The sequence below is a fragment of the Dorea sp. 210702-DFI.3.17 genome (assembly GCF_020560825.1).
Classification (GTDB): domain Bacteria; phylum Bacillota; class Clostridia; order Lachnospirales; family Lachnospiraceae; genus Dorea; species Dorea formicigenerans.
The window spans coordinates 1-15,347 of record NZ_JAJCNB010000025.1 but is presented as its reverse complement, the minus strand read 5'-3'; the positions used below and the strand labels follow the sequence as shown (position 1 = coordinate 15,347).

12 protein-coding genes and 1 other annotated feature are annotated in these 15,347 nt (G+C 38.6%); of the genes, 10 read left to right on the top strand and 2 right to left on the bottom strand.

The window, feature by feature from the left end; translation table 11 throughout:
- Positions 1-613: 613 nt before the first annotated feature.
- Positions 614-1,306, bottom strand: coding sequence for an RluA family pseudouridine synthase (locus LI149_RS11300; RefSeq protein WP_173785429.1), 693 nt, complete (start codon positions 1,304-1,306; stop codon positions 614-616).
- Between the two features lie 246 nt (positions 1,307-1,552).
- Positions 1,553-2,614, bottom strand: coding sequence for a uroporphyrinogen decarboxylase family protein (locus LI149_RS11295; protein ID WP_118447329.1), 1,062 nt, complete (start codon positions 2,612-2,614; stop codon positions 1,553-1,555).
- A gap of 246 nt (positions 2,615-2,860) precedes the next feature.
- Here LI149_RS11295 and LI149_RS11290 point away from each other — a divergent pair, with 246 nt between their 5' ends.
- From LI149_RS11290 to proS, 10 genes are all read left to right on the top strand, one after another.
- Positions 2,861-3,922, top strand: coding sequence for a uroporphyrinogen decarboxylase family protein (locus LI149_RS11290; RefSeq protein WP_227078432.1), 1,062 nt, complete (start codon positions 2,861-2,863; stop codon positions 3,920-3,922).
- A 188-nt stretch (positions 3,923-4,110) separates the two neighbouring features.
- Positions 4,111-5,379, top strand: coding sequence for an extracellular solute-binding protein (locus LI149_RS11285; RefSeq protein WP_173785431.1), 1,269 nt, complete (start codon positions 4,111-4,113; stop codon positions 5,377-5,379).
- 18 nt (positions 5,380-5,397) lie between these two features.
- Positions 5,398-6,264 carry a carbohydrate ABC transporter permease gene (locus LI149_RS11280; protein WP_173785432.1) on the top strand — a complete coding sequence of 289 codons (867 nt, stop codon included), beginning with the start codon at positions 5,398-5,400 and terminating at the stop codon, positions 6,262-6,264.
- Entirely contained in the window at positions 6,264-7,100 is an 837-nt protein-coding gene (locus tag LI149_RS11275; RefSeq protein WP_005335186.1) for a carbohydrate ABC transporter permease, read from the top strand. Before LI149_RS11280 ends, LI149_RS11275 begins: the two co-directional genes overlap by 1 nt.
- A 2-nt stretch (positions 7,101-7,102) precedes the next feature.
- Complete coding sequence (locus LI149_RS11270; protein ID WP_173785433.1) at positions 7,103-7,912, top strand: acyltransferase domain-containing protein; 810 nt, start codon at positions 7,103-7,105, stop codon at positions 7,910-7,912.
- Positions 7,913-8,151: 239 nt separating this feature from the next.
- Positions 8,152-9,453: a sugar ABC transporter substrate-binding protein gene (locus tag LI149_RS11265; RefSeq protein ID WP_173785434.1), complete on the top strand. Its 1,302-nt coding sequence runs from the start codon at positions 8,152-8,154 to the stop codon at positions 9,451-9,453.
- Between the two features lie 89 nt (positions 9,454-9,542).
- Positions 9,543-10,427, top strand: a complete 885-nt coding sequence (locus LI149_RS11260; RefSeq protein ID WP_227087029.1) for a carbohydrate ABC transporter permease — start codon at positions 9,543-9,545, stop codon at positions 10,425-10,427.
- A 17-nt stretch (positions 10,428-10,444) separates the two neighbouring features.
- On the top strand, positions 10,445-11,257 hold the full coding sequence (locus LI149_RS11255; RefSeq protein ID WP_005335196.1) for a carbohydrate ABC transporter permease: 813 nt from the start codon (positions 10,445-10,447) through the stop codon (positions 11,255-11,257).
- A gap of 15 nt (positions 11,258-11,272) precedes the next feature.
- Entirely contained in the window at positions 11,273-12,949 is a 1,677-nt protein-coding gene (locus tag LI149_RS11250; RefSeq protein ID WP_173785435.1) for a DUF4091 domain-containing protein, read from the top strand.
- A gap of 452 nt (positions 12,950-13,401) precedes the next feature.
- Positions 13,402-13,626: a binding site (T-box leader), on the top strand.
- A 187-nt stretch (positions 13,627-13,813) separates the two neighbouring features.
- On the top strand, positions 13,814-15,256 hold the full coding sequence (gene proS / locus LI149_RS11245) for a proline--tRNA ligase (RefSeq protein WP_005335210.1): 1,443 nt from the start codon (positions 13,814-13,816) through the stop codon (positions 15,254-15,256).
- Positions 15,257-15,347 lie beyond the last annotated feature (91 nt).

Genomic DNA, 15,347 nt, shown 5'->3' with positions numbered 1-15,347 from the left:
CAGGTGCCTGACAGAGGGCAATGTCATAGATCTGCTGAATGATATCCAGTGGTTCTTCGAGAATTTCAGAAATCTGAGCAGCAGAGATTTGTCCGGTGAAAGTGTAGCTGTATTAGTGCCGGGAATCACTGAAAGCTGCGGTGAACGAGTAACTTCATCAAAAATCTGAGTAATCTTTGCTGAAAAAGCAAATGAAATTCAGAAATGAAATCATGGCTAAGGATTTCTGTGGGCACTGAAACATAATGAAAATATCATGCCCGAAATTTGATGTAGACGTAGTGTAACATAGTGCTGTAATAAAACGCAATAGAAAAATAAAAATATTTCTAATATAGTCTCCACATACTTGGGAAAAATAAAACTATATCAGAGGTGGCAGCTATCTCACATCTGATATAGTCTGATATATTATGATGTTGGGGTCAAAAGCCCCAACTATGATGCCTACGGATTGTTCCGTGCGTTGCACTCCCACAATCCTCCCAATTATTCGCATATCGTGGGATTGTCATCCCACTTTTAGGCTCATATTGGGGCGGATCCCAAGGTCTTTCATCCACTTATGAGCAAGCTCATGTGGATTTAGACCTTTTGACCCTGGTATCATATATTATACATAATGATCAAGTGAAAATGTCATTGCTTTCTTTGTGACAGGGTGCCTGAACTCCAACTGATATGCACAAAGACACAGTGGTGTGCGCCTCGCGGTCAGCTTCGGTGAGTCGGGGTTATACTTCGTGTCACCGATGATCGGGCAGCCCATACCGGAAAGCTGCACACGAATTTGATGATGGCGTCCAGTATCTAACTTGATTTTTAGCTGACTGGTCGCGACAGGAATTGCGAAAGCAATATCAGCAAAAAATGTAGTATCAACTAAATCATAATGAAGCTTTGCTAATTTGGCGTTTGCAGTACCTTTCTGACAGATTCTGGAAGTATTTGTTCTGGCATCTTTTACAAGGTAGTTTTCTAAATCAGCAGATGTTGGTTCTGGAGTTCCCGCAACTAATGCATAGTAATGCTTACCGAAGCCGGAAGTTGTAAGCTGCCGGTTCAGTTCCTTTGCGGCAGCAGGCGTCTTGGCGAAGACAAGAATTCCACTTACAGGCTGGTCCAGTCTGTGAATGACGGCAAGGTACGGCTCGCCGGATTTACCAGAAGTCATGCTAATATGATTTTTTAAAAGGCTCACCATGTCCGGGGAGCCAATGCGTTTGCTTTGAGTTGCAACTCCGGCCGGTTTGACACAGACCAGAATCTGTGTATCTTCGTATAAAATGTTGATGTTATTTGTCATGTCATATTCCTTTATAATTTCATAAAAAATAGTTCTTAGATCAAAAAATATAAGCATAGGTCAAGATTCAGATAGAGTCCTGACCTATGCTTATATTGAAATAAAAACGCAGGGTTGTCAAGAACATAAATAAAATGATAGATAATTGCTATAAATAATGTTTCAGATAAAAAGTTTTCGAGTATGAGTGCTAAAAATAAAGATACCGTGTGAACAGGAAAAACATAGAAGTTCACACGGTAATTTTTATTCCCAATTCGATGGCTGTACCGGGTATTTTGCACATTTTCTTGCTGCACTCATATAAGCATCAATGTTTTCCAGTGATGTCTGAACCGGAATATCACATCCAGGAGCAATCGTAAATCCGCATGGATTGTCCCAGCATTTGCGGAAGCAGTCGATGACAGCCTGTTCGATAGATTCCGGAGTGCCTCGCAGAATTTCAATTGGTGAGACATTTCCCATGATGGAAAGTTTGTCGCCAACAAGATCTTTGGCAACAGCAATATCTACGGCACTATCGATACTGACTCCGCGGATACCCATCTCAGGGAAGGTCTCCAGAAGTTTTGTGGTATCTCCACAAATGTGGAAACCAGAGCCGCGGCTGCCCCATTCTTTCCATTTATCCATAACTTTTACATAATAAGGAATGACAAATTCACGGAACTGTTTTGGTGACAGAAGGGAAGCCGTTGGCTCAGCAAGTCCGATTCCAATCTGATTCTCTACGAATTTACGTCCAACTTCAATCGTAATGTCCGCAGCAAAGTCCAGAAGTTTATGAAGTCCTTCTTTATCTTTTCGCATAGATTTTAGGATTATTTCAACACCGGCAAGGTTGGCAGCAGTTGTAAATGGTCCCATTAGACCGACTCCTGTGAAAATCTCATCGTTTAATTCGTCTTGAATAATTTGGACAGCCTCAAAAGCAGTCTGGGCATTCGGGTCATTTTCAAAGCGAATTTTTTCCAGATCTAATTGATCAATCTCAGAAAAATCTTTTAAAATATTTTCCTTAATCATAGGAATTCCGAGTGGATCGTATGTAGATTCTGCACCGAAAGCAACCGGGATTCCGTCAATACGGTAGTTGACACTTAAGCCATCTTGCCCGAAACGTTTGTAGCTTTCGATAAGCCAGTGAGCGCGTGATTTTGCCTCTACGAAAGCATCTTGATAAGATGCCCCGAAGTTCATTCCAATATATGGTGAAAATAACTTGATCGGCATACGGTCTACTGGTTTTCCTGCAAACAGGGCAAATGCTCGTTCTTTAGGGGTCATTTGATCATCTTTGTGCATAAGGATTACCTCTCTTTTTAGTGATATTTTTAGTATACGACAGAATGGAGGCAGGGACAAGGAAAGTGGATGAAAATGATATTGGAATAGATAATGATACACAAAATATATAGAGTATTTAAATACTAGTGTTAGCGCAAGGTGTGGTATAAAGTGCGGGAGACAGAAAGAAGAGTAGATTTATTGTAAAAATATGCTATACTATGTCCATGATTAAGAAAATATAAAAGCGGACGGAGAAAAGGTATGAAAATTGAGAAGAATGCGAAAGATCTGATGACACCAATTGAACGAAAGAAGGCAATTCAAAATGGTGAGAGGGCAGACCGAGTGATGGCGATGCCATTTACCAGCGAGTTTAAGTGCTATCTGAGTGGAATCAGTGTTCGTGATTTTTGGTTTGATGTAAAAAAAATGGCACAGGCAGAGAGAATTGTATTTAATCGTTACGGCTATGACCGAATTGTGATCGGACCGAATACAAGAGGAATCGTGGAAGCGCTGGGAGGGAAATTTATCTATCCGGAAAATGGAGTTCCATATGCCGATGCCCCAATGATATCTGATTATAAAAAGCTTGATGAGATGGAGCCGGTCGAGGCAAAGCGAGATCCTCGAATTGCAGTATTTATAGAAGAAGCGAAAATATTGAGCGAAGAGGCGCAGGGAATTGTACCGATTGAGGCAAGCATTGGCGGACCATTTACAATTACTTCTTCGCTTCGAGGGGTGGAAAAATTGCTTAGAGATTGCCGGAAATATGGAGAGGAAGTTCATCGGCTGATGAGAATTGTAACAGATAGTCAGAAAAGCTGTATTGATATGGCAACTCAATATGGACTTGGAATTGCCATGGCAGATCCGGTCGCAAATCCAGCATTGATTGGACCGAAAATGTATGAAAAATTCGTTTTCCCATATACAAAAGAGCTGACCGATTATGCATATGAAAAGACAGGACATAAAGTATCTCTTCATATGTGTGGAGACACAAGGAGTATTTGGAAATATCTTGGACAATATCAGTTAAATGAATTAAGCCTTGATAATATTATAGATATTAAGCAGGCGGCAGACGAGATTGGCAGTGAAGTACCGATTGCAGGAAATGTAGATCCAGTGAGCATTGTCATGAAAGGAACGAAAGAAGAAATTTTTACAGATGTGAAACGATGTGTAGAAATTGGAAGTAAGGCAAAGAAGGGATACACACTTGCAACGGGATGTGATATCCCAGAGACAACAGATCCACAGAAGATAGACTGGTTCATGGATGCAGCAAGAGCATGCGGGGAATATAAGGGATAAAATTATCCGTTTTTGCAATAGGCACTATATACTCATATTAATAAAAATTCAAACAAATGATTATAGATAAAGTGAATATAAAGTGATTATATATCGAAAATAGCAATTTGATGTAAAGACGAGAGATATGCTATTCTGTATATGTAGTTATGAAATATTTTCAAGAGAAAACGGGAGGAAAACACAAAATGAAAAAGAAAATTGTAAGCATGTTATTGGTTGCAGCTATGGTTGCATCAATGGCTGTTGGCTGTGGATCAAAGAATGATTCCGGAAGCAGTGACACAAAGTCTGATAAAGGAGAATCCATTACATTTATGGCGCCTGATTGGGCAATTCCATCTGATGATCAACTGGATGAATTTACAAAAGAGACTGGAATTGAGGTTGAAGTATCTGAAGTGGGCTGGGATGATATCCGTGAAAAACTGGCTACAGCTGCAACAGGAAATAAAAATGTTGCTGATGTAGTAGAAGTGGACTGGTCCTGGGTAGGAGAATTCAAGGCAGCTGGCTGGTTAGAGCCACTGAAGATTTCAGATGCAGATAAGGAAGATTTTCTTACATTAGATACATTTACAGTAGATGATGAAATTTTAGCACTTCCGTATTCCAATGATTATCGTATCGCATATTATAACAAAGACCAGTTTGCTAAAGCCGGAATAAATGAAGCACCAAAAACATATGCAGAAGTTTTGGAAGATGCAAAAGCATTAAAAGCATCTGGTGTTGATTATCCGCTTGCAATGTCTATGAATGCAGAAGAGAAAGCTGCAACAGGATTAATGTGGACAGCATTCCAAATGGACGGAGTTGTATGGAATGATGATGGAACATTTAATAAAGATGCCATTATGGATGCATTAAATTATTATCAGGAAGTTTTAGATGCTGATTTGGTTGCCCCAGAGGACAAGACAGCTTCTGGTATGGAGGCTTATATGAGAATTTGCAGTGGTACAGCAAGTTTTCTTGTAGGACCAACAATGTTTGTATCTAAGACACAAAATCCGGATGATTCAGCGGTAGTGGGACAGGTTGAACCGATTCTTGCTCCAGGTAAAGACGGAACAGCGAAAAAAACAATGGCTCTTCCAGAGGCACTTGGTGTTACTTCTACATCTGAGAATAAAGAAGCTGCTCAAAAATTTGTTGAATGGTATACATCTGCTGATATGCAGAAAGAATTAAATGAAACACTTGGAAGCCTTCCAACACGTAGTTCAGTATTAAAAGAACTGGTTGATGATGGAACAATTGCAAATGCAGGAGCCATGTTAGAAGCATCTGAGTTAATTTCATCTCCATTCCCGAATGGAGTACCAGCTTATTACGCAGAAATGAGCAGTGCAATGTATAACGCAATTAATAAGATGGCGCTTGGAGAATTGACACCGGAGAAAGCCTATGAAGAGATGTCTTCAGCATTAGATAAACTGCTTAAAGAACAATAAAATATAGGAAATACACATATGAAAAAAAAGATTTTACCATATCTTTTACTTACACCCATGATTTTGATCATGGGTGTATTAGTATTTTATCCCATTATTACAACTTTTGCGTATAGTTTGAAAAGATGGAAACTTACGGAGCCGGGAAATATTCATTATATTGGATTTAAAAATTATATAGATATTTTACAGTCGGATTCATTTAAATATAGTATGCAAAATACTTTATTTATTTTAGTGTTTGTAATTGTTTTTACAACGATAATTGGATATTTAGTTTCAGTATATTTGAATTTGGAATGTAAATGTGCTGGAATGTTACTTGCAATAGCAATTCTGCCATGGGCATTACCACCATTTGTAAATGGTATTTTATGGAAATTTGTATTTTTTTCAGGATATGGATTTTTAAATAAAATACTGATTGGTCTGGGGCTGGTAAGTAAACCGGTTCAATTTCTTGGTTCGCGCTGGCTGTTATTACTGGTTGTTTCGATTGTAGTTGTATGGCGTAGTGTGCCGTTTATGGCATTGGTATGCCTGGCTGGACGCCAGTCAATTCCGGATGCTATTTATGAAGCGGCGAAAATGGATGGAGGAACGCCAAGGAAGGTATTCTGGCATATTACAATGCCACTTATGAAACCATTTTTGGCATTGGGAATTACTTCAACATCAGTAACTGCAATAAATGTTTTTGATGAAATTGTAGCACTTTCAGGCTATGGAGATTTGGGGAAAAATATATTAATGGAGAGTTATTTGACTACATTTTCATTTTTGAATTTTGGAAAAGGTAGCGCAATGACGTATATTGTCTTATTTTTTGCATTACTTTTAGGAATATTCTATCTCCGAAATTTGAACAAGGAGGTGGATTATTAATGAAGTATGTGAAGAAAGCAGGATATATTGTTGCAACGATATTTTTTTTAGTTTTCACATTAGGACCATTTGTTTGGACTTTTGTTATGGCGATTACACCGAAAGCAGAAATGTTCTCAAATGTAGTTAGTTTATTACCGAGTCATATTACATGGAGTAATTTTCAGAATTTGTTTTCTGGCGGACGAAGAAGTGTTGCATACTTTACAGGTTTAAAAAATTCTCTTCGAGCAGTGATTGTGACGATCTGTATCGGTATGCCAATTGCTTTGGTGAGTGCATATACATTAAGCAGAATGGAGTTTCCGGGAAGGAAAATTATCAAAAATGCCTTACTTATTACGATGGTCATTCCGGTAATGGCAACTATTATTCCTCTGTATAAAATGTTTTCGGCAGGGCATATGCTGGATAATACATTTTGGCTGAGTATGGTTTATGTAAGTTCGTATCTGCCGATGGCAACGTGGATGATTATAAATTATTTTTCGACAATTCCAAAAGAGCTGGAAGAGGCGGCACACATTGATGGCTGCAGTCGAGGAAAAGCATTTTTTAAAATTATATTGCCATTGTCATATCCGATTATTTTGTCAGTGTCACTGATTATGTTCTTGAATACATGGAGCCAGTTTCAGATTCCGCTTATATTAGCCTCATCTATGGATACAAAACCTATGGCGATTGTTGTATCTGAATTTGTGACAAAAGACAGTGTAGAATATGGATTAATTGCAACAGCAGGTATTGTATCGTTGATACCACCTGCAGTAACAGCAATTATTTTCAGAAAGTATTTAATTTCTGGCATGGTAGGAGGTTCTGTAAAAGGATAATTATGACGATACAGGAAGTGATGCTGCGAATAGAAATACCAGAGGAAGTGCGGGAAAATATAGGAAAGTACAGTTTGTCTGAGAAGGAGTTTTATGAATGGAAACATTTATTTGAAAATGATTTTGAAATATTTTTAAATAAATGGCGAGAAACTCAAAAACATTTTCAATGGGTTTTATGGTTCTATCTGAAGCTGACATGTGAAGTCCATGAAATGTATAAGGAGAAAGATATCAGCGAAGAGATATTTCATGATACGTTTTCTGATATCACGATTTGGTGTAAAGAATGTTATCGGAAATACAAAGTATATGGACTGGAAGAAGTGGAATGGGTTGCAAAGTCTATTCGAATGGAGTTGTTCCGTCTGGGAAGACTTCAGTTTGAACCACTTATTTTGGATCAGAAGTTGGCACAGAAATACCATTTGCCGAGTGGAGAAAAAGTGTTGAATGTTCATATACCGGCTGGAGAAAAACTGGATTACTGTGAATGTCAAAAATCTTTTGAATCAGCTAAGAAATTTTTTAGTAACGAAGATGTGATATTTATTTGCGATTCATGGCTTTTAAGTCCGGAACTGAGAGAGATATTACCAGAGACAAGTAATATTATTCGTTTTCAGAAAATGTATCATATTGTAGAGGTACATTATGATTTCCCGCAGGCAGAAGAAAGAGTATTTGGGGAAATTCGAGAGAACAAAGATGCATATCTGGAAGAAAATAGTCTTCAGCGAGGATTGAAGCAATATCTTCTGGCCGGTAAAAAAGTTGGAATTGGCAGGGGAATAATCATAAATGAAAGATAAAGACTTGTTGATTGATAATGAAAAGATTTCAGAAAACATATAGAAAATGCAAGTGTTTTTTGATAAACGCCCAAGTTGTTCACAAAAAAATCTGTAAAAAAAATCGTTTATTTAATTTTTAAATAAATGAAAACCGTTTATTTAAAACTCCTATTTGTGATAAGCAAAAATAGCATGTATAATCTATAAGTGATGATTTAAAAAAATATAAGTACGATTAATGGAGGGGAAGCACGAAAATGAAAAAGAAAATTGTAAGTGTTCTGTTAGTTGCTGCTATGGCCGTATCTATGTTTACAGGCTGTGGAAGCAAAAGCGACAGCAAAAAATCTGACAGCAAATCTGGCGAGAAGACATTAGAAGTATGGGTACCACCACTTGATGATGCTACAGAGAAGAACTGGGGAGATCTTTTAAAAGACTGGGAGAAAGAAAAGGATTGTAAAGTAAATCTTACAGTTATCCCATGGGACAAGTACGAAGAGACTTATACAACAGCTCTGAATTCAGGAGAAGGTCCGGACGTTGGATATATGTACAACGAGATGTTCCCAACATACATCGATGCAGGTGCAGTAGAGGATATGTCTTCTTACGTTACAGATGAAGATAAGAAAGAGTACAAATATCTTTCTAATGGTAATATGATGGATGGACAGTATGGCTGGCCATTAGTAACGGGAGTTCCATTCGTGTTATACTATAATGAAGATATTTTAAATGCACTTGGAGAGAAAGCACCTGAGACATGGGATGACTTTGCAAGAATCTGTCAGGAAGCTACAAAAGATACTGACGGAGATGGAAAAGTTGACCAGTATGGTTTTGCTTGTGGAATGAATACAAGTGATATCGGAGCAATGCAGATTCTGAATGCATACTACTATAGCGCATTATGGCAGAACGGTGGACAGGTTTATAATGACGACCTGAAATCTGTAAGCTTTGCTGACGAGGCTGGAAAAGAAGCAGTTACATGGTTAAAAGGACTTACATCTTACATGAATGAGGACTTTATGTCACTGTCATGGTCTGACGCATTTTCAAATGTATTCGGTGCCGGAAAAGCAGCATTCGGAATTACACGTTCTTCACAGACAGATGGAACAACATTTGCAGAGACATATCCGAATTTGAACTGGAATTTTGTAACTTCACTGAAGAACAAAGACTTTGGAACATTTGGAGCAACAGATTGTCTGACACTGATGTCTGCATGTGAGGATAAAGACCTTGCTATGGACTTCATCAAATATGTAACAGGTTCTGAGTTCATGACAGCATATCATGCAAAATGCCCGGGAGCTGCACTTACAGAGAGTGAGCCATATGTAGGTGATGAGAAGATGGAGAAAATCTATACAGAGGATAAAGACAAATGGCATGGAATTCAGGCTGGTCCTTGTGGAACACAGATCCTGAACCAGCTTGCAGCTGATTTCCAGGGAATTATGAGCGGAGAGACAAGCGTTGATGAAGGCCTGAAAGAGGCTGAAGATTATGCAAATGGACTGTTAGATGAATATTGGGCAAATAAATAAAAGATAAATGCATAATAGTCGATGCCTGCAAGTTTTGCAGGCATCTTTTTGCACTATTGATGATTGCGCAATAAGATGAAAGGACGATTATGAATAAAAAGAAAATAGCAAATCTGGCACCATATGGTTATATTACGCCGATTACAGTAATCCTGATCGGCTTTGTTATTGTGTCAGTCATCATATCAATTGTACTTAGTTTTACAAGATATAATATCATGACACCGCCAACATTTTATGGATTGAAGAACTATGAGAGGCTGGTAACAGATACAAAGTTTATGAAAGCACTTTTTAACACATTAAAATTAATGGTTATGATCGTGCCGTTACAAATGATTTTATCCCTCATAGTTTCTATATTTTTGGTTAGTCATCGCCATATGTTAATTGGCAAGATTGCAAATAGTGTTATTTTCATTCCGGTACTTTGTTCCAATGCGGCAACAGGTGTTATCTGGAGAGAATTGCTGAACGGAAAAATTCCGGCAGTAGAAACATTTTTTGGCTTGTTTGGGATCAAGGCATCTATGTTACTTGGAAATGCTAAGACAGCACTGGCGGTTGTTGCAGCAGTGGCCATTTGGAAAATGTTAGGGTATTATGTAGTTATTTATTCTTCAGGGTTACTTGGGATTTCAGAGTCATTTTATGAAGCTGCAAAAGTAGACGGTGCAGGAACGGTGACAAGATTTTTTCGGATAACATTGCCAATGTTGAAACCGACGATTATATTAGCAGTGTTCTTATCAATTACCTCATCATTGCAGTGCTTTGATTTGATTTACACGATGACGGGGGGCGGACCGAATAATGCATCTACAACATTGGTGATTTATGCATATTCCTTGTGCTTTGCAGGTTCCAGCTCCGCGGGATATGCAATGGCAGTTTCCAATATATTATTTGTTGTAATTCTGGTTATAGCAATGTTGCAGCGTGGAATGATGAAGCGTGAAGCATCAGAGATATAGAAAGGGGGAAATATAGGATGAAAAAAGTAATTAATAAGATCTTCATATATATATTTATGTTGATTATTATATTTATCAGTGTGATTCCATTTGTTTATATGGTAATGATGTCTTTTAAATCAACAACGAATGCTTATGATTTTGATTTTTCATTGGAAAAGCTGACACTGATGCAGTATCAGAAAATATTTTCCCTGGCTAATTTTCCCAATTACGTATTTAACAGCGTGTTTGTTGCAGTTGTCGGTGTAATTCTTACGGTAACAGTATGTTCACTGGCAGGGTATGCATTTGCAAAGATGGATTTTAAAGGAAATGATAAGTTGTTCATCTTTTTAATCATGACAATGGTCGTTCCGTCAGAGGTTATTATTATTCCGTTATTTTTGATTATTAAGAATCTGGGTTGGTTAAACACTTTTAAAGCGCTGATCTTGCCATTGCCGACAGCGTTTGGTGTATTTATTATGCGGCAGGCCATTCTGGATATTCCGGATGACCTGATCAATGCAGCTAAAATAGATGGCTGCGGACGTTTGCGTATTTTCTTTAAAGTGGTATTGCCGATGGTGAAATCATCTATTATAGCCCTGTCTATTTTTACATTTGTCGGAGCATGGAACAACTTTTTATGGCCGATGGTGTCTTGTTCAAAACAGGAAATGAAGACGTTGCCATTGGCACTTGGTATGATGAAGACATTGTATAATACAGATGTAGGTCTGACTATGGCATGTGCAGTTATCAATTTCCTGCCACCATTTATTTTCTATGTATTTATGCAGAGTAAATTCAAAGAAGGAATGACGTTGAGTGGAATCAAAGGATAGAGGGGAAAATAAAATATGAGTATTTTTGACCAGAAAGTAATTAAATATGAAATGAAACCACTGAGTTCTCTGGAAAAGGTATTCCCAGATGAGACTCCGGTATACCGTATGGAATGTCAGATGTTAAGTGGTCTGTGGGGAGAGACGGTATCGTTTCAGGTGGCATATACCGGTGATTTTGTAATGCGTGAGCGATTAGATGTGCGCGTAGTTTCTGAGCTTGCAGAGCATGTTCATGTGAGGACGGTGGAGATGGTTCCGGTCGGGCGTGCGACAAATGGAATCGTAGATGATAATTATCTGAAGACGACTTCTGGATTGTATCCGGATCTTCTTAAAGATTTAAAGGACGGAAAAGTGATTGTCTATTCACGCCAGTGGCGCAGCCTTTGGGTGGATGTGGATATTACAAATGAGATTCCGGCGGGAGAGTATGGGATAGAGCTTCAGCTTATCAAAGAAGGTGAAGTTGTATGTAGTGCAAAACAGAAAGTGACAGTTATCGGAACGGAACTTCCGAAACTGGATATTATGCACACAGAATGGATGCATGCAGATTGCCTGGCGGATTATTATCATGTAGAAGTGTTTTCAGAGGAACACTGGAAACTTCTGGAAAATTACTTCCAGGAATATGTAAAACGTGATTGTAATATGATGCTGACCCCGTTATTCACTTCGCCGCTTGATACTGCAATTGGACTTGAGAGAACGACTTGTCAGTTGATTGACGTAGAAGTAAAAGATGGAGAGTATGTATTTGGATTTGAGAAGCTGAAGCGCTGGATCGATCTCTGTAAGAAATGTGGAATCGAGTATTTTGAAATGTCACATTTGTTCTCGCAATGGGGAGCAAAATATGCACCGAAGGTTGTTGCAACTGTAAATGGAAAGAAAGAGAAGATTTTTGGCTGGCATACACCGGCGGTCGGGGAATATACAAAATTCCTTGAGAGTTTTCTTCCACAGTTGACAGCAAAGCTAAGAGAATGGGAAATTGCAGATGTGACTTATTTTCACATTTCAGATGAGCCAAGAGAAGAACATTTGGAGTCTTATAAGGCTGCAAAAGAATCCCTTGGAAATATGCTGGACGGATTTCACACATTTGATGCATTATCCAGTTATGAATTTTACCGTCACGGTCTAATTGACAAGCCGGTTCCGGGAAATAATGAAATTGAAGAGTTTCTTGCAAATGGTCTGACGGATATGTGGACTTATTACTGTACAGGACAGTTTTATGAAGTAAGTAACCGTTTTATGTCCATGCCGTCTGCGAGAAATCGTATTTACGGTGTGCAACTGTATAAATATAAAATTATTGGAGTATTACATTGGGGATATAATTTTTATAACAGCCAGTATTCCATTGAACACATTAATCCATATGAAGTGACAGATGCGGCCGGAGCATTTCCGTCAGGAGATCCATTCCTTGTATATCCAGGTGAAAATGGACAGCCGGAAGAGTCGCTTCGTATGATGGTACATGACGAAGCTATGACAGATCTGCGAGCACTGAAATTACTGGAATCTTTGACAAGTAGAGAGCATGTCATGGAGTTGATTGAAGGAAATCTTCCGGAGCCATTGACATTCAAGCGTTATCCAAAATCCGATATGTATCTGATTCAGTTAAGAGACAGGGTGAATCGTGAGATCAAGGAACTCACGGCTGAACGGAAATAAACCGGAAATAAACAGAGTGTCACTTGGTGAGAGATGGACGTGATTAGAGAGACAGATGTGATTAGAGAGACAGATGTGATTAGAGAGACAGATAAGACGCAGCTACCGAAACAAGCAAGTTGAAGCTGTCGAAATAATCAAGTTGAAGCTGCCAAAATGGGAATATAAATTGTTTATAGAGAACATTTATATGAATAAAAAAGCAACAATTTGTTGCAAAATATCAAAAAATTCCGAAAACATGATATAATAAATCACCAACGTAAAGGGTGATTGAATCACAATCACAAACGGTAATTCAACCGAGAAAAAAGAGAGAAGTTGTTCATTCAAAATCTTCTCTCTTTTTTATGGCATTTATTAACGCGCAGGATTACAACGCGCAGCATTATGTAGTATACATCTTGACAAAGTGCATGGGATAGATTAAAATTATGAGCAAATTGAAATACTTTTTGGCGATGAATGGAATTAGTACATGTAAGCTGGCTCAGAGAGGACATTATATGGTGCGAGGTGTCTGCTATGAACTGCATGGAACCGGTCCTGGAGCCTCTGCATGAAAATGCAGCGTCTGACCAGCGTTAATGGAGAATGGAGAGAACTGTGCTGTCTGATATTTGCAACATAGCTACAGTTAATTTAGGGTGGTACCGCCGGAGCTTTCGGTCCCTGATATGGGGAGATGAAGAGTCGGCGGTTTTTTATATAATAGATAATTACATTTTTATTAAATTATATGAAAAGTTCCCGGCAGAAAAAGTAACTCCTCGGAAATAAAACATTTCCTGTAAAGATACATTTTTGAAATGGAAATGAACAGAATTTTACAGAAATAAAAGAACAAGAAAAAGGAGAATTGTGATGGCAAAGGATAAGAAATTAGTAAAAAATATCACATCACGTGATGAAGATTTCGCACAGTGGTATACAGACGTTGTGCGAGAAGCACAGTTATGTGATTATTCAAGCGTAAAAGGATGCTTGAACTACCTTCCAAATGGATTTGCAATCTGGGAGCTTATAAAAGCTGACCTTGACAGAAGATTTAAAGAGACAGGTGTAGAAAATGTATATCTTCCATGCCTGATTCCAGAAGCACTTCTTGAGAAAGAAGCAGATCATATCGAAGGATTTGCACCAGAAGTAGCATGGGTAACACACGGTGGAATGGAGAGACTCCAGGAGAGATTTTGCGTAAGACCTACATCTGAGACATTGTTCTGTGACTTATGGGCAAGAACAGTACAGTCTTACAGAGATTTACCAAAAGTATGGAACCAGTGGTGCTCCGTACTTCGCTGGGAGAAGACAACGAGACCGTTCCTTCGTTCCAGAGAATTCTTATGGCAGGAAGGCCACACGATTCATGCAACATATGAAGAGGCTGAACAAAGAACAATCCAGATGTGGCAGATTTACAAAGACTTCTATAAAGAGACAATGGCTGTACCATTTGTAGCAGGTAGAAAAGCAGAGCATGAGAAATTTGCAGGAGCTCAGGATACTTATACAGTAGAAGCACTGATGCACGACGGAAAAGCACTGCAGTCCGCAACAAGCCATTTCTTTGGAAGCGGATTTCCGGAGGCATTTGGAATTCAGTATATCGACAAAGACAATCAGCTTAAGAATGTTTACGAGACATCATGGGGATTGTCCACAAGAAGTATCGGAGCGCTTATCATGGTTCACGGTGACGATGACGGACTTGTTATCCCACCGCACCTTGCACCAGTTGAGTGTCGCGTAATTCCAATTGCTCAGCACAAAGAAGGAGTACTGGAAAAAGCAAATGAATTGCTTGATGAGCTGAAAAAAGCCGGATACAGAGTGAAGATTGATGATTCAGAGAAGAGTCCGGGATGGAAATTCTCAGAGCAGGAGATTCTCGGAATCCCAACACGTATTGAAATCGGACCAAAAGACATTGAAAATAATCAGGTTGTAGTAGTACGTCGAGATACCCGCGAGAAGATTGTTGTGTCCTTAGATGAAATAACAACAAAACTTCGTGAGATTCTTGAAACAATCCAGCAGGATATGTACAATAAGGCAGAAGAGTTCCTGAAAGCACACATCGATACAGCAGTAACGATGGACGAGATGAAAGAAAAATTCGCAGCAAACCGCGGATTCGTAAAAGCATGTTGGTGTGGAGATCCAGTATGTGAAGGCGAAGTGAAATATGAGACAGGCGGAGCTGCTACAAGATGTTTGATCGAAGATGAACCGATGATCTCTGATAAATGTATTTATTGCGGAAAACCAGCAAAACATATGGCATATTGGGGAAAATCTTACTAGAAAGAAACACAATTCAATTGGGGACGGAGTTTTTTTAAAAACAATGTCATTAAGTTAAGGATTTTAGTAGTGTGAAAAGTAGTTTTTTACT

What these genes read in the sequence shown, in the direction of transcription:
- LI149_RS11265 (WP_173785434.1), top strand. Translation starts at nt 8,152, where the DNA reads ATGAAAAAGAAAATTGTAAGTGTTCTGTTAGTTGCTGCTATGGCCGTA.
- LI149_RS11275 (WP_005335186.1), top strand. Translation starts at nt 6,264, where the DNA reads ATGAAGTATGTGAAGAAAGCAGGATATATTGTTGCAACGATATTTTTT.
- LI149_RS11285 (WP_173785431.1), top strand. Translation starts at nt 4,111, where the DNA reads ATGAAAAAGAAAATTGTAAGCATGTTATTGGTTGCAGCTATGGTTGCA.
- LI149_RS11280 (WP_173785432.1), top strand. Translation starts at nt 5,398, where the DNA reads ATGAAAAAAAAGATTTTACCATATCTTTTACTTACACCCATGATTTTG.
- LI149_RS11250 (WP_173785435.1), top strand. Translation starts at nt 11,273, where the DNA reads ATGAGTATTTTTGACCAGAAAGTAATTAAATATGAAATGAAACCACTG.
- LI149_RS11260 (WP_227087029.1), top strand. Translation starts at nt 9,543, where the DNA reads ATGAATAAAAAGAAAATAGCAAATCTGGCACCATATGGTTATATTACG.
- proS (WP_005335210.1), top strand. Translation starts at nt 13,814, where the DNA reads ATGGCAAAGGATAAGAAATTAGTAAAAAATATCACATCACGTGATGAA.
- LI149_RS11300 (WP_173785429.1), bottom strand. Translation starts at nt 1,306, where the DNA reads ATGACAAATAACATCAACATTTTATACGAAGATACACAGATTCTGGTC.
- LI149_RS11295 (WP_118447329.1), bottom strand. Translation starts at nt 2,614, where the DNA reads ATGCACAAAGATGATCAAATGACCCCTAAAGAACGAGCATTTGCCCTG.
- LI149_RS11270 (WP_173785433.1), top strand. Translation starts at nt 7,103, where the DNA reads ATGACGATACAGGAAGTGATGCTGCGAATAGAAATACCAGAGGAAGTG.
- LI149_RS11290 (WP_227078432.1), top strand. Translation starts at nt 2,861, where the DNA reads ATGAAAATTGAGAAGAATGCGAAAGATCTGATGACACCAATTGAACGA.
- LI149_RS11255 (WP_005335196.1), top strand. Translation starts at nt 10,445, where the DNA reads ATGAAAAAAGTAATTAATAAGATCTTCATATATATATTTATGTTGATT.